General features: G+C 49.4%; 18 protein-coding genes. 16 read left to right on the top strand and 2 right to left on the bottom strand.

Features of this window, described 5'->3' with window-relative positions; translation table 11 throughout:
• Positions 1 to 115: 115 nt before the first annotated feature.
• A complete protein-coding gene (locus MAMMFC1_RS01205; protein WP_126305745.1) occupies positions 116 to 1,294 on the top strand; it encodes a trans-sulfuration enzyme family protein in 1,179 nt (392 codons plus the stop codon).
• Here the strand turns inward: MAMMFC1_RS01205 and MAMMFC1_RS01200 are convergent.
• A complete protein-coding gene (locus MAMMFC1_RS01200; protein WP_126305743.1) occupies positions 1,289 to 2,464 on the bottom strand; it encodes a MalY/PatB family protein in 1,176 nt (391 codons plus the stop codon). The two genes, MAMMFC1_RS01205 and MAMMFC1_RS01200, sit on opposite strands and share 6 nt — an antisense overlap.
• Positions 2,465 to 2,988: 524 nt before the next feature.
• Here MAMMFC1_RS01200 and nifH point away from each other — a divergent pair.
• Positions 2,989 to 3,864: a nitrogenase iron protein gene (nifH, locus tag MAMMFC1_RS01195; protein ID WP_126305741.1), complete on the top strand. Its 876-nt coding sequence runs from the start codon at positions 2,989 to 2,991 to the stop codon at positions 3,862 to 3,864.
• Here the strand turns inward: nifH and MAMMFC1_RS22160 are convergent.
• The gene (locus tag MAMMFC1_RS22160) at positions 3,861 to 4,058 is read right to left on the bottom strand and encodes a hypothetical protein (protein ID WP_232035855.1); all 198 of its coding nucleotides are present in this window, start codon (positions 4,056 to 4,058) and stop codon (positions 3,861 to 3,863) included. The two genes, nifH and MAMMFC1_RS22160, sit on opposite strands and share 4 nt — an antisense overlap.
• On the opposite strand from MAMMFC1_RS22160, the gene nifB reads away from it, so the two are divergent.
• The 14 genes from nifB to MAMMFC1_RS01125 all read left to right on the top strand — a co-directional run bounded on the left by nifB (position 3,978) and on the right by MAMMFC1_RS01125 (position 21,943).
• Positions 3,978 to 5,219 (top strand): nitrogenase cofactor biosynthesis protein NifB, encoded by a 1,242-nt coding sequence (nifB, locus tag MAMMFC1_RS01190; RefSeq protein WP_232035774.1) that lies wholly within the window; start codon positions 3,978 to 3,980, stop codon positions 5,217 to 5,219. The genes MAMMFC1_RS22160 and nifB overlap by 81 nt on opposite strands.
• A 20-nt stretch (positions 5,220 to 5,239) precedes the next feature.
• Entirely contained in the window at positions 5,240 to 6,418 is a 1,179-nt protein-coding gene (locus MAMMFC1_RS01185) for a pyridoxal phosphate-dependent aminotransferase (protein WP_232035603.1), read from the top strand.
• A gap of 75 nt (positions 6,419 to 6,493) precedes the next feature.
• Positions 6,494 to 7,921: an FAD-binding oxidoreductase gene (locus tag MAMMFC1_RS01180; RefSeq protein WP_126305735.1), complete on the top strand. Its 1,428-nt coding sequence runs from the start codon at positions 6,494 to 6,496 to the stop codon at positions 7,919 to 7,921.
• A gap of 6 nt (positions 7,922 to 7,927) precedes the next feature.
• Positions 7,928 to 8,710 carry an ABC transporter permease gene (locus tag MAMMFC1_RS01175; RefSeq protein WP_126305734.1) on the top strand — a complete coding sequence of 261 codons (783 nt, stop codon included), beginning with the start codon at positions 7,928 to 7,930 and terminating at the stop codon, positions 8,708 to 8,710.
• 293 nt (positions 8,711 to 9,003) lie between these two features.
• Positions 9,004 to 9,702, top strand: a complete 699-nt coding sequence (locus MAMMFC1_RS01170) for a response regulator transcription factor (RefSeq protein WP_126305732.1) — start codon at positions 9,004 to 9,006, stop codon at positions 9,700 to 9,702.
• Positions 9,695 to 10,813 (top strand): sensor histidine kinase, encoded by a 1,119-nt coding sequence (locus MAMMFC1_RS01165; protein ID WP_126305731.1) that lies wholly within the window; start codon positions 9,695 to 9,697, stop codon positions 10,811 to 10,813. The genes MAMMFC1_RS01170 and MAMMFC1_RS01165 overlap by 8 nt, the downstream gene beginning before the upstream one ends.
• Positions 10,814 to 10,979: 166 nt before the next feature.
• Positions 10,980 to 11,450: a hypothetical protein gene (locus tag MAMMFC1_RS01160; protein ID WP_126305730.1), complete on the top strand. Its 471-nt coding sequence runs from the start codon at positions 10,980 to 10,982 to the stop codon at positions 11,448 to 11,450.
• A gap of 650 nt (positions 11,451 to 12,100) precedes the next feature.
• A complete protein-coding gene (locus MAMMFC1_RS01155) occupies positions 12,101 to 13,399 on the top strand; it encodes a TolC family protein (RefSeq protein WP_126305729.1) in 1,299 nt (432 codons plus the stop codon).
• Positions 13,400 to 13,430: 31 nt separating this feature from the next.
• Positions 13,431 to 14,732, top strand: a complete 1,302-nt coding sequence (locus MAMMFC1_RS01150; protein ID WP_126305728.1) for an efflux RND transporter periplasmic adaptor subunit — start codon at positions 13,431 to 13,433, stop codon at positions 14,730 to 14,732.
• 12 nt (positions 14,733 to 14,744) lie between these two features.
• Positions 14,745 to 17,939 carry an efflux RND transporter permease subunit gene (locus tag MAMMFC1_RS01145; protein ID WP_126305727.1) on the top strand — a complete coding sequence of 1,065 codons (3,195 nt, stop codon included), beginning with the start codon at positions 14,745 to 14,747 and terminating at the stop codon, positions 17,937 to 17,939.
• A 68-nt stretch (positions 17,940 to 18,007) separates the two neighbouring features.
• Positions 18,008 to 18,562 (top strand): C40 family peptidase, encoded by a 555-nt coding sequence (locus MAMMFC1_RS01140; RefSeq protein ID WP_126305726.1) that lies wholly within the window; start codon positions 18,008 to 18,010, stop codon positions 18,560 to 18,562.
• Between the two features lie 90 nt (positions 18,563 to 18,652).
• Complete coding sequence (locus MAMMFC1_RS01135; protein WP_126305725.1) at positions 18,653 to 19,096, top strand: hypothetical protein; 444 nt, start codon at positions 18,653 to 18,655, stop codon at positions 19,094 to 19,096.
• A gap of 378 nt (positions 19,097 to 19,474) precedes the next feature.
• On the top strand, positions 19,475 to 20,554 hold the full coding sequence (locus MAMMFC1_RS01130) for a uroporphyrinogen decarboxylase family protein (protein WP_232035602.1): 1,080 nt from the start codon (positions 19,475 to 19,477) through the stop codon (positions 20,552 to 20,554).
• 48 nt (positions 20,555 to 20,602) lie between these two features.
• Entirely contained in the window at positions 20,603 to 21,943 is a 1,341-nt protein-coding gene (locus tag MAMMFC1_RS01125) for a nitrogenase component 1 (RefSeq protein WP_126305724.1), read from the top strand.
• Positions 21,944 to 21,961: the final 18 nt, after the last annotated feature.

Genomic DNA, 21,961 nt, shown 5'->3' with positions numbered 1-21,961 from the left:
TTTAAGCTCTGTAATGGCTGATCATAAAAATGAAGGCCAAGGGAAGATACAATTGGGTATTTTCCCTGGTCTTATTTGTTTGTTCAGAAGCGTTAAGAGGAAAAGAGGGTGAATCATGGCTGACAAAACAAAGATTTCTTTCCGGACAAAATGTATCCACGTGGGGAACGGCATTGATAAAGAAACAGGCGCCATAAGGCGCCCGATCACGATGGCAAACAGCTATCGGCTGCCGGAAGATGCGTCAACGCTTAACTGGAGTGATCCGAATCAGTTGATTTATACCAGAAATACGTCAGCGAACCAGATCTATCTGCAAGAAAAACTGGCTGCCCTTGAAGGCGGTGAGGACTGCGTAGTGCTGGCCAGCGGCGTTGCTGCCCTGGCCGGGGTATTTTTTACATTTTTGGACCAGCATGCCCACATCATTTGTTCCAACGTTTCCTATATTGCCGTCTACAGACTGCTGCAAGAGTACTTTCCCGGTAAATACGGCGTGGAAACGACTCTTTTAGACACTGCCGATTTGGAGGAAATTAAGAAGGCATTACGTCCCAATACAAAAATTATTCATATTGAAACCCCCGGCAATCCTACGACAAGAGTAAGCGATATTGCTGAAATAGCGAAAATTGCCAAGTCTGGGGGAGCGTTACTTACGGTTGACAGCACTTTTGCCACTCCTTTTTTACAACAGCCTCTCAAACTTGGAGCCGACCTTGTTATACATAGTTTAACGAAGTATATTAATGGTCATGGGGATTCCATGGGCGGTGCCGTCATCGGCCGCAAGGAACTGATTGACCAGATAAAACGTCAGGCAATGGTTAATCTGGGCGGCGCTATCAGCCCCTTTAACGCCTGGCTGATTATGCGCGGGGTAGTAACTCTCCCGCTGCGCATGAAACAACATAGCGAAAGCGCCATGAAAGTTGCCTTGTTTCTGGCGGCGCATCCGTCGGTGGCCTTTGTTGCCTATCCCGGCCTGGAAAGCCATCCGCAGCATGAAATTGCGAAAAAACAAATGAGCCTGTATTCGGGAGTTCTCTCTTTCGGTCTGAAGGCCGATGCAGCTACCCACAATAAATTCGTTAACTCCCTTGAGCTAATTGTTCCGGCTGTTTCCATCGGCCATGATGAGAGCCTCATTGTCTATGTCGGCCCGGATGATGAAAGAAATCACTTCTATCCCGCGGAATTTAAAAACGGTCATCTTCGATTTAGTGTAGGTCTGGAAGAAGCCGCTGATATTATTGCCGACCTGAAACAGTCATTCGAGAAATGCGGATTATAATTGGGAAGAAACCGCTTGCCTGATCCGGTGAAGTCCTTCCGTGAGAACGGGGCGGGGGCAGCCAAAATTGAGACGCATGAAACCGCTTCCCTGTTTGCCGAAGGTCAGACCGTCATTAAGCCCCACTTTGGCTTTTTGCACAAAAAATTTGGCCAGGGCAGCCGGCGCCAGCCCTAAGTCGCGGCAATCCAACCAGGCCAAAAAGGTGCCTTGCGGCTTATCGACTTTGATTGCCGGAATATTATCGGCTATATACCGGGTAAGATATTGGGCGTTGTCGGCGAGGTAAGGCAATAAACGGTCCAGCCAGGGAGCGCCATACCGGTAAGCGGCTTCCAGGGCTGTTATTCCGAATACGTTGTTTTTACCGATTCCCAGTAGCTGGGCGGTTTTGGCAAATTCACGGCGCAGGTTGTTGTCGGGGATAATGGCCACAGAGGTATACAGACCGGCGGTATTAAAGGTTTTGCTGGGGGCGATGAAAGTTACTGCCTGATTTGGAATGGCGGATTCCAGCGACGCCACAGGGATATGGCGATAGCCGGCATATACCAGATCGCCGTGGATTTCATCCGACACTATTAAAACCCCGTTATCCGCGCAGATTTTTGCCAAAGTGGTCAGCTCCGGGCGTGACCAGACCCGGCCAACCGGATTGTGCGGGCTGCACAAAATCAGCATTTTTGCATCCCGCGCTTTATTTGCCAGGTCGTCGAAATCCATCCGGTATTCTCCCGCCTGATGAATCAAAGGATTTTCAATCAAAGTCCGGTTATTATTCAACACGCAGGAAAAAAACGGCGGATATACCGGCGGCTGAATGATAATTTTGTCACCCGGCTTGGTAAAGGTTTGCACAGCCAAAGTAATGGCTGTAACCACGCCGGGAGTACTGACCATCCAACCGGGATCTGCCTTCCAGTCAAGGCGCTTGTCAAGCCAGTCGGCAACGGCGTCATACGCGTAGGAATGGGGGGAGGGATAGCCGAAAATCCCATGCTGAACCCGGGCCGCAAGCGCTTCCAGCACCGCGGGAGGAGACGGAAAATCCATATCGGCAACCCACATTGGTAAAACATCCTCCGAGCCAAAAAGCCTGGCGGCATCGTCCCATTTGGCGCTGCCGCTGCCTTTACGGTCTACTACATCATCAAAACATACTGCCTTCAAATTAACCACCCTGTTTCTATAGATTTTGATTCCTTATTCCAAAGAGAATAGTTCAAAATGTTCAGATGCTAGGCGCCTGGGATTTCGAGGCCGGAGGCGTACGAATTGTGTACGTTGAGGACGCGAAATTTCAGGCAACGACGCAGATGGGCGTTTGGAACTATTCTCTCGCTCTCGCTCAACAAAAAAGGCCAAGCATAGTTTATAGTTTGTTATAACCTATACTTGCCTTCAGTTTCCTGATCAGCCATTGCATATGGAATTACCTAAAATGAAGGTGCTATTTTTTTCATGCTATCATTAGCCACGGAACTTGTCAAGAAATTAGTTAAATGAGTAGCGGAATCATTTGGCAGTGTTAAGATTATTGAAATTAACTTGCGTTTTTGAAAAATATTAAGTATAATATGGAAAAGGTAATGAACTGCATGACTGATTGGTAAAAGACCAAAGGTCAGAACACATTTCTCCAGAAATGTTGTCTGGCCTTTTTTATTTTACAAAAAATGACAGGAGGACACAACGTGAGCAAAAAAATCAAACAAATTGCAATCTATGGCAAAGGCGGCATTGGTAAATCTACCACTACCTCCAATATCAGCGCGGCTTTATCCAAACTGGGTTATAAAGTGATGCAGTTTGGTTGCGATCCGAAGGCGGATTCTACCAATACTTTAAGGGGCGGCACCTACATTCCCACCGTTCTCGATACTTTGCGGGAGAAAAGCCAGGTAAAGCCTGATGACGTGATTTTTAAAGGCTATAATGGAGTTTACTGCGTGGAGGCCGGCGGCCCGGCTCCCGGGGTGGGATGCGCCGGCCGGGGCATTATTACGGCAGTACAACTTTTAAAACAGCTAAAAGTATATGACGAACTGGACCTGGATGTGGTCATTTATGATGTTTTGGGAGACGTGGTCTGCGGCGGCTTTGCCGTCCCCATTCGCGAAGGAATTGCCGAGCATGTGTTCACCGTATCCTCGGCTGACTTTATGGCGATTTATGCCGCCAACAACTTGTTTAAAGGAATTCAGAAATACTCCAATTCGGGCGGCGCTCTTTTAGGCGGCTTAATTGCCAACTCCATCAACGCCCCTTATGCAAAAGAAATCGTGGATGACTTTGTGAATCGAACCAAGACTCAAGTCGTGGAATACATTCCTCGCTCAGTAACAGTTACTCAGGCGGAACTTCAGGGAAAAACCACAATAGAATCCGCGCCTAACTCGGAGCAGGCCAAGGTTTACAGCAGATTGGCGAAAAGAGTGGTAGAAACCACCGTATCCAAAGTACCGTCGCCTTTGACCACATCCGAGTTAAGAGAATGGGCTGCCCAATGGGCTGACCAATTGCTGGCGATGGAGACAGGAGAAGTACGCAGCAAAGCTGCCGGTATCTAAAAAGCAGCAAAGCTGATCAGATGAGCTGAAGGCTGCAGAAATGAGACTGTTTCTGTGGCCTTCATGTTTAAAAGGAAGAGGTGAAAATCATGGCTTGCGTTTGCCCGGGCACCATAAGTCAGGACCTTCTGGAGAGAACGAAAAAGCATCCATGTTATTCCGCCGATGCGCATCATAAATATGCCCGCATTCATTTACCTGTGGCCCCCAGGTGTAATATTCAGTGCAACTATTGCAACCGTAAATTTGATTGTGTGAACGAAAGCAGGCCGGGCGTAACCAGCGAGGTTTTGACACCGCAACTTGCTAAGGAAAAATTCCAGTGGGTTAAAGAACAAATTGCCGAACTTAGTGTAGTTGGGATAGCTGGACCCGGCGATGCACTGGCTGATTGGCAATTTACCCGCGAAACTATCGAACAGATAAAAGAAATCGATAACGACGTTACTTTTTGTTTATCCACAAATGGCTTGATGCTGCCGGAATATGCCCCGGAAATTGTTGATCTTGGCATTCATCATGTTACGGTTACCGCCAATGCGTTGGACCCGGAAATCGGCGCCAAAATTTATAAACATGTATCCTACAAAGGACAAAAATATGAAGGGGCCAAGGCAGCCGAGCTGCTTTCGCTAAACCAGCTGGCCGGCATAGAATACCTGGCTAAACATGAGGTGCTGGTAAAAGTCAACATCGTCCTGATCAAAGGGATCAACGACCGCCATATTCCCGATCTGGTTAAAAAAGTAAAAGAACTGGGAGCGTTTATTACCAATATTATGCCCCTGATTCCCGCCCCCGGCAGTGCGTTTGAAGATTATCCCCAAACCAGTATGAAAGAAATCAATGAGATGCGGAATATTTGTCAGCTTGACATTCAGCAAATGCGGCATTGCCGGCAATGCCGGGCCGACGCTGTAGGACTTTTGCATGAAGACCGCTCGCAGGAATTTCGCATGTGCAACCGTCCGCCGGCCGAGACGGCGGCACAAATCCTGGAAAGAAAGCAATATAAGATTGCGGTTACAACCAAACACGGCAAAATAGTTGATCAGCATTTCGGGCACGCATCGCAGTTCCTTATTTATCAGGGCGATGGTCAGGAATTTCATGTGGCGGAGACCCGGACAGCGGATCAATATTGCCAGGGCATGACGGAATGCGATGAGGAAGACACCAACCGGGATAGAGTTTTCCAGACATTGCAGGACTGTGATGCGGTTTTGACAATGCGTATCGGGTATCAGGCCAAGGAGCAACTGCGCAGACACGGAGTATATAGTGTAGAGTATTGCGACACAGTGGAAAATGGTTTGCGATATGCTGCCAGTCAATTAGCTGATAACGCACTTTAACATAGAGAAGGAAGATGTGTATGACGGTATCTCTAGCTAACCGGGTTCGAGGCCTGCAACTGCCTGTATTTCGGGAGATTGCCACTTTAGCCAAAAGCCGGAACGCAATCGACCTGGGCGGGGGGACACCGAATTTTCCGGCGCCGGTGGAACTAAAAGCCGCCGCTGTAGCGGCAGTACAGTCTGATTACAATCAATACGCTCTTTCACAAGGCATCCAGGAATTGAGGAAAGGTATTGCCGGGAAATTACACCGGCAACATGGAGGGCAATTTGACCCGGAAACAGAGATTACCGTCTGCTGTGGCGCGACGGAAGGAATGGCGGCTTCGCTTTTGACAATTGTTAATCCGGGTGATGAAGTTATAATTTTGGAGCCCGCATTTACCATCTATGCGCCGGACGTTGTTCTTTGCGGGGGTAAGCCGGTATATGTTGAGCTCAGACCGCCCAATTTCAGAATTGAACGTGATGCCCTTGCGGCAGTCTTATCACCGCGAACGAAGGCTATTATTGTAAACTCACCCCATAATCCTACCGGGAGAGTTTTTGACCCTGACGAGCTTGCCATTGTGGCGGATATCTGCCGGCAGCATGACCTCGCGGCCTTAACCGATGAAATTTATGATGAAATAGTTTTTGACGGGATTACGCCGGCAAAGCTATGGACAATAGCCGGCATGAGAGAACGGACCATTATTGTTAATGGCTTTTCCAAGACTTATAGCGTTACAGGATGGCGGCTCGGCTATGTCGTAGCCCCGCCGCAGCTTACCCAGGGTATCAGGATAGCTCATAACTATTTGACAATTAGTGCCGCCGCCCCGTTGCAGGAGGCGGCTGTTGAAGCCATCCGGCTGCCCGGCTCTTATTATCAAAAGTTAAAAAGTGAGTATACAACCAGGCGCGATCTATTAATCAACGGACTGGAACATTTAGGCATTCCATGCTTGCTGCCGCAGGGAGGGTATTTTCTTTTGGCGGATTTTAGCCGCTTTGGTTGGTCCGATGACGTGGCTTTTGCCAAACATCTCATCGAAACAATTGGCGTGGCGGCCGTTCCATTATCGGGCTTCTACCGGGTGTATCCCAATAGAGGGCGGCTGATATTGAGATTTGCCTTTTGCAAGACGGAGGAGACTTTACATAAGGCACTCCAAAGACTTGAACATATTGAGCGAATTAAATATGGCAACTGATCAGCCTAAAGGAATTCGAGACAATCCATGACCTGAGTAAATACAAATAATGGTGAGATCGGGAAGGGGTACCCAATGCCTATTTACCAAAAAATTACGGGTGAAATCTTATCCGAATTACGAAAAATTGTCGGCAGCGATCATGTATTTTCCGGTTCGGACGTCCCGGTTGAATATGCATATGATGCCGGTACCAAAGATGGTCCGTCGCAGTCACCTGAGGCGGTTGTTTTTCCGGCCAGCACCGGGGAGGTGGCTGAAATTGTCCGTCTGGCCAACAGGCAACTTATTCCCGTAACACCCCGTGGCGGCGGCAGCGGACTGGCGGGAGGGGCAGTACCTGTGAATGGAGGCATTGTCATTGATTTACGCCGCATGAACCGGATTATTCAAATTAATCCGGCAGCAAGATATATGGTAGTGGAAGCGGCAGTCCGTACACTAACAATACAGCAGGAAGCCCGGAAACATGGATTGCTTTATGCCGGGGACCCTTGCAGCAGTGATGACTGCGTTATCGCCGGGAATGTGGCGACTAATGCCGGCGGCAACCGGGCTGTAAAGTACGGGGTCACTGCCGATCAGGTATATGCATTGGAAGTAGTAACCCCGCAGGGCGAGATAGTCACGCTGGGTGGACGCTTGAAAAAGAACGCCACAGGGTATGGTCTGGTTAGACTGATTATCGGTTCTGAGGGTACCTTGGGCATAATTACCCAGGTAACGCTCAAACTCCAGCGGCTTGCACCGTTATTACCCAATTTTTTAGCAACCTTTCCTAATTTATCTACGGCTGTTAATTTAGTCGGGATATTGTTAGACAGTGAAATTGATCCTATTTCGGTGGAACTGATGGACAGGCAGACAGTAACAGACATTGAACGTTACCAGCGGGAAAACACATTTGCCGGCCATGAAAGCGACTGCCTGATTATACAATTTGAGGCGCAGGATCCGGCCGATTTAGCGAAAAAACAAGGCCGCCTTAAGGAAATTTGTCATTCTTACGGTTGTATAAGCATTGAGGAAGCTGAGGGAGAGAAAATATGGCAGGCGCGAAGGATATGGGGGAAGGCGATACAGGCCGGGAACCCGGTTGGCGCTTCTGAGGATATCGTTGTCCCGGTGGATGAACTTTTGACATTTATTGAGAAGCTTCAGGCTCTGGTTAACGAGTTTCATTTTGAATACCGTATTGCCGGTCATGCAGGTGACGGCAATATGCATTTGCGCATCCTGCCCGGAGCCGTCCCGCTGTCTGATTGGGAGGCTCAGCTTGTTGTATTCCGGCAACAACTGTATAGAACGGCCTATCTTCTTGGCGGCCGCCTATCCGGGGAGCATGGAATCGGGCTGAAACGCAAACAGTTTTTGCGTTCTGTTATCCAGCCATGCGAACTTGAACTGATGAAAGCTGTAAAAAAAGCTTTCGACCCCAACCTTATCCTGAACCCGGGAAAAATCTTTGATGTAGATAAAGATATAACTACAGAGATGAGGTAATTTACTATGGTCCATAATTGGATAAAGAGGATACTGCAAGTATCTTACCGCTTACTTGCTGTAGCAGTTTTTTTGCTCATTTGGGAAGTAGCGCCGCGTATCGGCTTGGCGGATCCAACCTTTCTTCCCCCATTCTCCAAAGTTTTCACTGCGTTTATTGATTTGATAAGTACTGGTGAATTGTTTAAGCATCTTTACGTCAGCCTCCGCCGTTCCATTCTGGGTTTCAGCCTGGGGTTGGCGGTATCCGTTCCGTTGGGTTTGCTTATTGGCTGGTTTAAGGGATTTGAATATCTTATTGATCCTTTACTGCAGACCTTCAGGCAGACGTCAACATTGGCGCTTTTTCCAGTGTTTATTCTTCTTTTTGGCATAGGGGAGTTATCAAAAGTAGCTATCATCTTTTGGGGCGTGCAGTGGGCAATTCTTTTGAATACCATTGCCGGTGTGAAAAATGTTGATCCGCTGTTGATAAAATCGGCAAAGTCCATGGGTACGTCACCTTTTATACTATTTGTAAAGGTAATAATACCCGCCTCTGTTCCCTCAATATTCACAGGAATACGCCTGAGTGCGACAACATCCATTTTAATACTGATAGCCGCCGAGATGATAGGTGCCAGTGCCGGTCTCGGATTTTTGCTGTACGACGCCGAAGTTAAGTACCAAATTCCCAGGATGTATGCATCCATAATAACCATGTCGATGCTGGGACTGATAGTGAATTATACTCTGGTAGCTATTGAAAAAAGAGTTACCAGATGGAAAGAAGAAACCGCTGTAGTATGAAAATATATTCCACTTTTTGACAAGCTGACTTTTTTTTGATATATTGTACTTATAATTAATTAAACATAAACCCATTGGAATGAGATGGCCCGGCTATTGCCGGGCCATGGTTTTGCGGAGGTTAATGAGTTTTAAGACATTGCGAAATTAGTAATATACATAAGTTTTTCATAATTTCTTCATAAGTTTTTCATATTACTTCTGTATACTAAAATAACTATATCAGAACAAGATCAGAACAAGACATAGCGATAATAAAAAGAAACGGCTGACTAACGGGGGAGACGGTCAACATGGCACAGCATTCGGTACTAATTGTGGATGACGATGCCAAACTGGTTAAACTTTTAAAGACATATTTTGAAAAAGACGGGTATATTGCGTACACGGCTGCTGACGGGGTGGACGCGCTAATGGCGGTTAAAGAACATAAGCCCGACATTATGGTGCTTGATTTGATGATGCCTGGTATTGACGGTTGGGAAGTATGCCGGCGAGTCCGCAAGGATAACGACATGCCGATTATTATGCTTACCGCCCGGGATGATGAAAGTGACCTCCTGGTAGGCTTGGAATTAGGGGCGGATGATTATGTCACTAAGCCTTTCAGCCCCAAGGAGGTGGTAGCCCGGGCCAAAACCATCCTGCGCCGCACCAACCGGGCGGTTGTGCGCAAGGAACCGATTAAAGTCGGCAGTCTCACCATCAATTTGGAGATGTATCAGGTTACCCGGGATGGAGAACTTATCGAGCTTACCCCCACGGAGTTTAAAATATTGGAGATGATGGCGGCAAACCCCGGTAAAGTGTTCAGCCGTCTGCAAATAGTCGAGCAAGCCCACGGCTATTCGTTCGAAGGGTATGAACGCACTATTGACGCCCACATCAAGAACCTGCGGCGCAAACTGGAAGTAAATCCGAAAGAGCCGACTTATATCCAGACGGTGTACGGGATTGGGTATAAGCTAGCCGGGGCGATTAAGGATGAATAGCATTGTCTACCGCATTACTGGGCTGATGTTTTTGTCTATCGCGCTAACCGTTTTTGTACTTATTTTTCTTGCCGATTTACAAATGAACCAATTATTTCGCGAGTATTTGATAGTTATGGGCCGTGGCGGTATAATGCAGCCAATGGGTCAGGCGGAACTCACCTTTCTGGCGTCTGTTCACCAGTCATTAATCTGGGTCGGGGCGGTTCTGCTGCTGATAGGCTTGGCGGCAAGCTACTTTTTGGCCCGCAGCATTACCGTACGGCTCCGGCGGATTAGCGTTGCCGCCGAGGAGATAGAAAAGGGCAATTTTCAACAAAGGGTTCCCATTGAATCAAAAGATGAGGTTGGGCATCTAGCCGAAATATTTAACCGGATGGCCAAGACACTGGAGAACAATATGAACTTACGGCGTCAGTTATTGGCCAATATTGCCCACGAATTAAGAACTCCCCTTGCCATTATCAAAGGCCATCTGGAAGGCATGCTGGATGGTGTCATTAATATGAACAGGGAGGAAGTGAATTCGCTGCATGAGGAAACTATAAGATTGAACCGTTTGATTACCGACTTGAGAGATCTTTCCCTGGCGGAAGTTGGTCAACTCTCATTGCATATGCAGCTTACCAACATCAACCAGCTTATCACCAGGACAATTCAGTTAACGAAAACCACAATTGAGGAGAAAAAAATAACGGTTGTTTGCAATCTGGACAATAAATTGCCTGAAATAACGGTAGATGCTGACCGGATTAGCCAGGTATTTTACAACATCTTTGTAAATGCGTTACGCTACACTCACGACGAAGGGGATATTAAAGTAACTACCTCCAGTGAAAAAAGCACAGGCCAAGAATGGCTCAAAATAACGGTGGCAGATAATGGCCCCGGCATAGCGCCGGCGGACCTGCCATACATTTTCGATCATTTTTACCGCAGCGAAAAGTCCCGGGACCGAAAAAGCGGCGGTTCAGGCCTCGGACTGGCCATCGTAAAACAACTGGTGGAATTTCACGGCGGCAGGGTAGCCGTGGAGAGTACTCCGGGCGCCGGGACTATATTTTACCTGTATTTGCCATGCCGGTCCGTTACTACTAACGTGAAATTCTAAAGCGCTTTTAAGACTCCCAGGCAGCCTTGCGTTGCCTGGGAGTAGTATTTTTGTCCTTTAAAAACACACAAGTTTTTCATAGGTTATTCATTGGATATTCATATTATCGCGGTATTATATGGGTAAAGAAAACAAAAAAATCAAAAAAATCAAGGAGGTAGTGAAAATGAAAAAGACTTTTATAACCGCATCTTTACTAATGAGCATGATGGTGGCAGGCGTGGCTTCGGCCAATCAGGTTCTTCCGGAAATAAACAAAATTAAACCGGATCTCGAAACAATAATGGTCGGCCACCAGGGAGGCAAAAGCGGTCCCCGATATAAAGTGATCGACCACAATCCTACTTTATATAACAAACAGGTAGTCGGAGGCCATACTGTTGAAGGCTGGACCAAAGACAAGGTAGCTTACACCAAAGTTGACGGAAACGTTACTAAGGCTTATCGCATCAATAAGGATCTCGAAACAATAAAGGTCGGCCGCCAAGGAGGTAAAAGCGGTCCCCGATATGAAGTGATTGACCACAATCCTACTTTATATAACAAACAGGTAGTCGGAGGCCATAGCGTTGAGGGCTGGATCAAAGACGGGGTAGTTTATACCAAAACTGACGGAGTCATTACCAAGAAGGATTAAGATTCTCATGCACAACACAATTTGAATTCAAAACAGCGGTGGAACCAGCCATTCAATTTGAAGGCTGGTTCTTTTTGTCGAATACCCCCCGGAACTGGGTATCTCCATCCTAACTATAGAGGATTTCTCCAGGAAAATCGTAAAGCTTATCATGGCACAGCCTTAAAAGGCAGGTCAAAAAATAAGTTATTCCGCTTTAATATTCACAGGAAATTCATATTTTTCTGCTATTATATTAGATAATTAGAAATTGCGAAAGGAGTGGATTAGATATGCAAAACAATAATCAGGAAGGTATTCATAGTAAAGGAATTTCACGAAAAACCGGCAATTGATTGACAAAAAAATAGCAGTTGTGAAGGCGCCGGAAGATGATCAATATAGCGACGATCATATGCTGGTGTCGCCTGGCAAGATAATGAAAATGTAATTACTGCCGAAGAGGCGGTGTCAAGAAACATTGGCACCGCCTCTTCGGCATTTTTCAGATTTATAAGAACCAACTGCTACACAGCATCCAGGACATGACGGTGTGTGTCCGGCGAAAAATTCAGAAGTTTTTCAAAGTATCTTCATAACATCTTCATAATTTAAATGTATACTAAGGGACAGGACTTAAGCCGGAAGAAAACCAGGGAAAGGAGAGAACAATGAAAACAGGAAAAGGACTAAAAGAAAAAGCGCTTGTATTGACTTTTTTGCTGAGTTTTAGTGTGATATCACCGCTCATGGCCGCCGAAACACAGGAACCGTTAACTCTTAATCAAATAGTCGATACGGCTATGAAAAATAATCCGGCGGTTGTGGAAAGCCAGAAACGCCGGGATGAAAAAGCGGCCCGCATTCCTGCGGCCACCGCCTGGCCCGATCCCAAACTCGGTATTATGAAAGATGATATTCCCAATAACAACTTAAATCCTTTTGACGCCATGATGACCGAATACAGCCTGACCCAGGAGATTATGAACCCGGCCAAATTAAAGGCCATGGGCAAGATGGCCGCCAGTGATGCGCGGATGGCTGAGGCCAACTTTTTAGATAAAAAGGTGGAGGTCTATACTGCCGCCAAACAGGCCTACTATGACCTGCTGTACGCTACCAGGGCCCTGGAGATCGGCAAAGAAAACCAGCAGCTTATGGGGCAGTTGGTCCAGATCGCCCAGATTAATTACTCCACCGGTATGGTGCCTCTCCAGGATACCCTCCGGGCCCAGACCGAATTTTCCAAAATGACCACCGATTTGCTCGCCATGGCTTCCATGGAAGCTGTGACTAAAGCCAAACTGAATACCGCCATGGGCCGTGGGGCGGATGCTGTGCTTACTGTAAAGGAAGAATTTAACGCTCCGCCTCCTAACTTTGATCTAACGGCATTGCAAAAAACAGCGCTGGAAACAAAGCCGGCCGTATTAGGAATGAAATATCAGGTGGACATGGCCCAAAACGGCATAGACCTGGCCAAGAAGCAAACCCTGCCGGATTATGAATTCCAGATCGCCTATAAAGACAGAAAACAAACCGAGATGGAAACCCAGCCGGACACTTGGAAAGTCGGATTTATGGTCATGCTGCCCATCTGGCAGGGAAAAAACCAAAGTCAGATCAAAGCCGCTGCTGCCAATAAGGACGCCGCCCAAGCCTCACTGACCAATATGCAGAACATGACGGCGCTGGATATCCAGATGGCGCTGGTTGACGCACAGACGGCCTGGCGGCAGATTGATCTCTATAAAAACACCATTGTCCCTCAGGCCGAACAAACCTACCAGGCCGGTATCGTCAGCTATACCAACGGCAAAGTGGATTTTATGGCTGTGCTGGATAGCCTCAATGCCCTGCGCAACGCTAAACTCGACTACTATAAAGCCAGGATAAACTACGAGAAAGCGGCCGCCAATCTGGAAAAAGCCGTCGGCAAACCGCTGTTTACAGGCGGAACGCTGCCTTAACTGACAGAATCAACAGAACGGAGATGACAGCATGATCGAGACACTACGCACCAAAAAGGGAATGATCATCGGTGTGGCCGCCGGAATCTTGGCAGCCGGTGCGGCGGCGGGCTATTATATGTATGTACACAATAAGCCGGCAGTGAGCGCAGTGGACCATTCTGCCCACCAGACGGCCGGCGCGGCAGTGGCCGGCGATACGGTCCGGCTGGATGCCCAGGCCAGGCAACTGGCCGGAGTGCAAACGGCTCAGGTAGTAGCCAGGCAACTCAACAAAGAAATCAAGACCACCGGCAAGGTGGCGCTGAATGAGAGCAGCCGGGCGTACATCACGTCCCGGGTGGAAGGCCGGGTAGATGAATTGTACGTTACGGCGGAAGGAGACTATATCGCCCCGGGACAGGCTATTGCCGCCGTATACAGTCCTACTTATATTGCGGCCCAGGAAGAGTATATCCTGGCTTTGGACAGTGTACAAAAACTTAGGGGCGCCGGCAAAGATGTGGTGCAAATCAACAACCGCCTGCTTGACGCCGCCCGGCGTAAGCTTCAGTTACTGGGAATTCCGGACGGCGACATCGCCCACCTTGAACACACACGCCAGTCCAACACCTACATGACCGTCCGGGCCCAGTTCGGCGGCACGGTTATGGAGAAACTGCTGCTCCCTGGCGCGTATATCATGCCAGGCGAAAAATTATATACCCTGTCTGACCTCTCCACCGTCTGGATGTACGCCGACTTGTACGAAAAAGATATTGCCGGCGTTCAAGTCGGTCAGGAGGTCAGTGTCACCAGTAATGCTTATCCCGGCGAAACATTCAGCGGGCGGGTGACTTTTATCAACCCTGTTTTGGATGACGCCACCCGCACGGTGAAAGTCCGGGTGGAAATGGACAACCCGGCGGGAAAACTGAAACCCAACCTGTTTGTTAACGCAGTCATAAATGTACCTTTACCCGAAAGCCTGGTAATTCCTGTTTCCAGTCTCCTGGATACCGGTACGCGCAAAATCGTGTATGTGACCCAGGGAAAAGACACCTTTGTCAAACGGGATATTGTTACCGGCCAGGAAGCCGACGGCTATATCCAGGTTCTTTCCGGTTTATCTCCCGGTGACACCGTGGTGACGGCTGCGGCCTTCCTGATTGATTCTCAGACCCAGCTAGGCCAGTTCGGCAGCCATGCCGGCCATGGCGGCCACAGCGGCGCCTCCTCAGGCGCGGCGCCGGCTCCGGCGGCAGGAACCCAAACTGCACCGGCCATACCTGGTGCCCCTCCGGCGGCTTCGGGCGCTGAACACAGTGGTCACACCGGCCACACCGGCCAATAGGGGGGATGAATTATGCTCAATAAGCTGATTGAAATCTCACTGAATAACCGGGTTCTTATCCTGGCTTTTGCGGCACTTTTAATTGTCTACGGCGGCTTTGTGGTGCTGGACACACCCATTGACGCCTTTCCGGACCTAAGCGAAAACCAGGTACTGGTCTACGCCGACTGGATGGGACGGGGGCCGCAAGAAGTGCAGGATCAGGTGACCTATCCGCTGGAGACGGCGCTGCGCGGCCTGCCCAAGGTCAAGGATGTCCGTTCGTCTTCCTCCTTCGGATTTTCCATGGTTACCGTTATCTTTGAAGATAATGTCGACACTTATTTCGCCCGGCAGGTGGTAAATGAAAAAGTCCAGCAAGCTATTCCACGTTTACCGCGGGGCGTGCAACCATCCCTGGGTCCGGTCAGTACCCCCATGGGTCAGGTATTCATGTACACGGTGGAAAGCGACCGGCATAACCTGGCGGAACTTAGAACCGTGGAAGATTTCTTCATCAAACCGCAGTTGAGCGCCGTGCCCGGCGTGGCCGAAGTGGCCAGTATCGGCGGCTATGTGCTCCAGTACCAGGTTAATATCGACCCGGATTTGCTGAAAGCTTACCGGGTGAGTGTCGGGCAGGTGTTTGGCGCCGTCAGCGCCAGCAACGCCAACATCGGCGCCAAGGTGGTGGAACAAAACGGCCAGGAATACGTTATCCGCGGCCTCGGGCTGGTGCAATCGGTTGATGACATCCAAAATATTGTGATAACACAAAACAATAACATACCGGTCTACGTAAAAAATGTGGCCCGGGTAACTCTTGGCCCGGACTTTAGACGGGGCGTGCTCACCAAATTTGGCCAGGAAGCGGCCGGCGGCATTGTCATCCAGCGGATGGGCGAAAACACACTGAACGTTATCGACCAAGTAAAAGCAAAAATCGCCGAAATCCAGCCGACTTTACCCGAGGGTATGAAGATTACGCCCTTTTATGACCAGACCGACCTGGTCAAAAAGGCGGCAAGCACTCTGACCCGGGCCTTAATTGAAGAATTCATCCTGGTATCCATTATCGTGTTGGTCTTTTTAGGCAATATCCGTTCCAGTCTCATCGTCACCAGTGCCATTCCCATTGGAATATTGATTGCCCTGATCTGGATGAAAGGCATCCATCTTTCTGCCAATCTGATGTCCTTAGGCGGTATTGCCATTGGTATCGGCGTTATGACCGACGCAGCCATCGTCATGGTGGAGAACATCTACCGCCATCTGGCCGAAGACGGCGGGCGACGGAATATTGTGGACGTGACGCTGGCAGCGGCCAAAGAAGTGGCCGCCCCCATCTTCTTCTCGATTACCATCATCATCGTCACCTTCCTGCCGGTATTCACCATGACCGGGACGGAAGGCAAACTTTATACCCCCATGGCCTGGACCAAAACCTTCGCCATGACCGGGTCGCTTCTTCTGGCTTTTACGCTGGTTCCTGTGCTCTGCACCATACTCCTGCGGGGAAAAATCAAAGAAGAAGATACCTGGATTGTCAAAAAACTGCATCACTGGTATCTGCCGGTTGTGAAGACGGCCATCAAATACCGCAAGACCACTATCGCCGCAGCACTCATCGTCATGATTGCCGGTTTCTCCCTGTTGCCCTTAATTGGCACCGAGTTCATGCCGTCTTTGGACGAAGGTACCTTCCTGATCATGCCAACCATGCTGCCCAGCGTATCTTTGACGGAAGCGGTGGAAGCGGCCAAACGGATGGATAAACTCATCATGGAAATTCCCGAAGTGGACATGTCGGCGGGCAAGGTAGGCCGGGCCGAGTCGGCCATGGACCCGGCACCCGTCAATATGATTGAAACCATTGTGACGTTAAAGCCCAAGGACCAGTGGCGGCCTGGGTACACCAAGGCTGCTATCGAGCAGGAAATGATGGTTAAACTGGCCGGTATTCCCGGTCTGAATTTAGCCTTTACCCAGCCCATTGCCGGTCGTTTGTCCATGCTAACCACCGGTGTTCGTACCGAACTTGGGATTAAACTATACGGCGAAGATCTGAAGGTATTACAGCAAAAAGCTTTTGAAATTGAAAAAGCGCTAGCCGGCGTAGCCGGAGTAAGCGATCTTCTGGCTGAACGCGTCTTCGGGGCTCCTTATCTGGAGGTGGAGGTGGACCGGGACAAAGTGGCGCGCTATGGACTCAACATCAATGATGTAGAGGACGCTTTGGAACTGGCGGTGGGGGGGCGGACAGCCACCACCACCATCGAAGGGCGGAAGCGCTTTGACGTACTGCTCCGTTACAACCGGGATAACCGGGAAAACATCAACGCCATGCAAAACATCCTCATTCCCGTGGCCGGCGGCAGTACGGCCAAAGCTGCCGCCGGAGGCGGAATGGGCGGTATGGGTGACGCCGCCGCCAATGCCGCCGCAACGGGCGGGGCGTACGTGCCTTTGGGTCAAGTAGCCCAGTTCCGGGTAGTGGACGGTCCGTCCATGATCAGCAGCGAAAACGGCGCCTACCGGGTTATTGTTCAGCTAAATACCCGGGGACGCGACGTCGTAAGCTTCGTGGATGAGGCCAACAAGGTAATTAAGGAAAAAGTGCAGCTTCCCCCCGGCTATTCCATCAAATGGACCGGACAATACGAGAATCAGCAGCGGGCTAAAACCCGCCTGGCGATGGTGGTGCCGGCGGTTATCGTGTTGACATTCTTCCTCCTGTATATAACTTTTAATTCGGCCCGGGATGCTTTTCTTATCCTAATGAACATTCCTTTTTCCCTTGTGGGCGGCATTGTAGCCGTTTATGCCACCGGCATGTACCTTACGGTGGCGGCGGCCGTCGGGTTTATTGCCCTCTTCGGTATCGCTGTGCAGAATGGAGTTATCATGGTGACGTATATTAAGCACCTCAGGGAGACAAAGTCCCTGGAGGAAGCCATTATCGAAGGCGCCAGCGCCCGGCTGCGTCCGGTTATGATGACGGCGCTGGTAGCCAGCCTCGGCTTATTCCCCCTTATCTTCACCAGTGGAACCGGGGCCGAAGTCCAGCGCCCCATGGCCACTGTTGTGGTAGGCGGCCTGGTTACCGCCACCCTGTTGACCCTGGTGGTTCTGCCCAGTATCTATTACGTCTGGAATGAGCGGCAGGAACGTAAACGATTGGCCGGCAGCGCCGCAAAGACAACGGTCGAACCCAAAATGAATTTATAAACAATTCAGGAGGTCTCTACTATGAACAAACAATGAAACATTAGCCGGTTCGACAGGGGGAGCGAGGCGTGAAAAAGTTGATGCTTGCGCTGTTTACCGGGATATTGCTCAGCGGCCCAGGAATTGTTCAGGCTGCTCCGGCCTCCGGTTACAGCCAGTTTATTGAATCGCTGGATTCCATTTTGTCGGGAGCCACCTTGCCGGTAGCCGATGAGCGGCAGGTGACGGGCCGAACCGGTTTCCTGGCCCCGGGGCAGGCTGGGCAAGTATTGTCCGCAGCTAACGAACTGCTCGGTTATCCCGTAGTCTGGGGCGGTGCTTCGCCGATCCAGGGATTTGACTGCTCAGGTCTGGTACAGTACGTATTTCGTCAGGCAGGTATTACCATGCCCCGCACGGCCGACCTGCAGTTTCTGGTGGGAAAAACGGTGGCCATATCGGCCCTTCAGCCAGGGGATTTGGTTTATTTCACTACCTATGAGCCAGGAGCCTCTCATGTGGGTATTTATATGGGCAACGATAAGTTTATCCATACTTCTTTCTCTAAAGGCGTGGTGGCTATCGGGGATATGAATGACAACTATTTTGGGCAGCGTTATTACGGGGCCAAAAGGGTATTGTAAAAATAACTGTGAAGAAGGATAAAAAAGGATAAAGAAAGATAAGGTTTTTTACGATTCGAATGTATAAATAAAAAAGGGAGGAATTTTATTATGAGCAAAGAAATAACAGGTTGGATTGTGGGCGGTCTCATTGCAGTGTCCGCCATGGGACTGGCTTTTGGCACAAACATCGGGAGGGCGGCGGAAAAAAGCGCTGAGCAGCCTCCTGCCAAGCAGGACTGTGTGATGAATGAGGGTCAGATGGGAGCCATGGACCACAACATGATGGATGCGCAGGAAATGCAGAAACAGTGCCTGGAAATGATGAAAAGTCCCGAAATGCAGAAGACCATGAAAAATATGATGAAGCAGCCTGAAATGCAGGCGATGATGAAACAGATGCTGACCAATGACCCGGAATTCCGCCAGATCATATCGGACCTGGTGAATTCAGTAGATCCCAACGCTCAGACTGACAACCAGGCATCGCCGGCTGATGCTTCTACGCCCCCACCTGGGGGGATGGACCACAGCAATCACCATTCCTCCAATTAAAGAAAAGATGATTGATAATAAGGGAAAATTAATATATAAAATTAATATATATTGACAAATCGATATTAATCAGTATAATTAAGGGCAAGATAAAATTTTTATTATTACTAGCTGATCAGAAGGACTGAAGGCTAAGATGGCTATCCGTTTGGAGATACGTCTTAGTCTTTTTCTTTTAATCTCCGTGCATGTCCGACTGGATTAGAGATCCCGAGGAATGCAAAAGACGGCGATTGACAGCAGCATAGAGCGGATTTGACTGATCAGTAGCAAATACTGAAGGCAAAAGAAGGATTCCTTGAAGGAAGCCGTCTTTGCCTTTTTTATTTGCCGGAAACCGGTCCGCTGTACGCGCTATTGTAAAGGAGGAGCAAAAAAGTGGGTGCGGCAAAATTTCATGATGAAATGACGCCGAGAGAGCGGTTGGAAGCAGTATTGACCGGCAAGCCGTATGACAGGGTGCCATGCAGTATCAATGCCAGCCATCAAGCAGGGAAACTGGCGGGAATTAATCATTGGGAAAGCTATTTCTCGGCTGAATACACAGCCCGGACTCAAATTGAAGCCCACCGGGTGTTCGGTGCCGAATCGGTGGGCACCGGCCCGGGACTCCATGGAATTGCCGAGGCTGCCGGGAGTAAGGTTGTATATCCAAAAGCGGAGAATTCGCCATACATCACCGAGCATGCAGTAAGACAATATACCGATTTAGACCGGCTTGAAATTCCCGACCCCTGGACCCGGGGGCGCCTGCCGGTACACTTAAACGCTCTTCAGATTTTGGGTGAGCGTTTGGGAGAAAGCGTCCCGGTGGTTAGCAACGTTGGCGGACCGTTTACCGCAGCCGCTAATATCCGGGGAACAGAAGCCTTTCTGCGGGACCTTTATCACAATCCTAAGTTTGTCCACCGGTTGCTCAAGTTTGCCTTGGATAGTACTGTCGTCTATGTGAAAGAAGCAGCGAAACTGGGCGCTACAATAAATATAGCTGATCCTACTGCTTCGGCCACGTTGATCAGCCCGAAACAATTTCGCGAATTTGCTTTTCCTTATTTACGCGACTTGACCAGGATCGTTACGGAATTAACCGGCAAAGCCCCGTCGCTGCACATCTGCGGCAACACCAAAAAAATCTGGCAGGATATGGCCGATACCGGGGCCGGCATCCTTAGTCTGGATGATACCGTCGACTTGGCGGCCGCTAAACAGGAAGTCGGTGGCCGGGTGGCGATATTGGGGAATGTCAAGCCGACAGCGACCATGTATCTGGGAACACCGGACGACGTGATCCGCGACGCCAAGGAATGTTTGCGCAAGGCGCATGACAATCCGAAAGGTTATATACTGGCGCTTGGCTGCGGAATGCCTTTGGGCGCCCCGGTTGAGAACATTCATGCCATCTTCCGGGCGGCAAGAGAGTATGGCAGATATCCGATCGATCCTGAAAGATTGAACTAAAGATTTGATATTACATGGAATTACATGGAATTACATGGAGGCAAATGAATGAGCAGATTTGTTGAAAGACCACGTTATCTCTGCACCATGGGAGGTGCGGTTGCGACCCTGAAAGCCTTGCCCAGGGCAATATCCATTCTCCATGCGTCGGCCGGCTGCGGCGGCAACTTTGCCAATGCCCTCAATGGTGCGACAGGTTATCTGGGCAGCGGCTATTGCGCCGGACAAGCGCTGCCAAGCACCAATGTCCATGAAAAGGACATCGTATTTGGCGGCGAAGACCGGTTGGAGGAGCAAATAGCCAATACGCTGGATGTGGTTGACGGTGACTTGTATTTTGTAGTTACCGGCTGCATGGTGGATATAATCGGCGACGACTCCATTTCTGTAGCCAACCGGTTCCGGCAGCAGGGCAAACCGGTATTTGCCGCCGAGACAGGCGGCTTTAAGGGCAATTCCTTTAAAGGGTATGATATTGTTTTAAACAAATTGTTCGCCGAGTTTGTCGAGAAGAACCCGGTAAAAGACAAACAAACGGTCAATTTATTCGGTCTTGTTCCCATCCAGGATGTATTTTGGAAGGGAAATTTAAACGTACTGAAAGCATTAATTAATAAATTGGGATATAAAGTCAACACCTTCTTTGGCGAAGGAGAAACCATTGAGAATCTGAAAAAATCGGCGGCAGCCGGTTTGAATATCGTGGTGTCGGATGTGTATGGGATTGAGCCGGCCAAAATTTTCGAGGAAACTCACGGCGTGCCGTATATCGTCGTACCGCTGCCCATCGGCCCTGCCGGCACGGAACAATTTTTGCACCAAGTGGGAGCAGCCCTCGGGATTGAACGAAAATTTGTCGATAAGGTGGTTGCCGACGAAAAAGCCCGCTATTACGGTTATGTGGAACGACTGGGCGATGTCTACAATGATTTGGATTTACAGCGCTATTGCGTAGTGGTAGCCGACGCCAATTATGCCCAGCCATTGGCAAAATTTCTGGCCGATGATCTGGGATGGCTGCCGGAATTGGTGGTCATTACCGATGTTCTTAGCGAGGAAGAGCAGCGGCTGGTGGTCAGCCGGTTCAACGACTTTGCTTCCGGCATCCGGCCCAAGGTGGTGTTTGACACCGACACAACCAATGTCCATAAACATTTGAATTCCGTATGGCCGCGCAATAATAACGCCCGCTATTACAATTCATTCAGTCCGGCCTTTGTTTTCGGCAGCAGTCTGGACCGGGACTTCGCCGAAGCCATTGGCGCTCCTCATTTGAGCGTGTCCTATCCCATTTCCAACCGGATTGTGCTTGACCGGGCGTATGCAGGGTACAGCGGCGCCCTGCGATTGGTAGAAGATGCCCTGGGACTTTTAGTAGGGAGCAGATAAAAACAAGGGGGGAAATAT

It is taken from the genome of Methylomusa anaerophila, assembly GCF_003966895.1.
GTDB lineage: Bacteria > Bacillota > Negativicutes > Sporomusales > Sporomusaceae > Methylomusa > Methylomusa anaerophila.
This window is presented reverse-complemented; position numbering and strand designations above follow the sequence as displayed.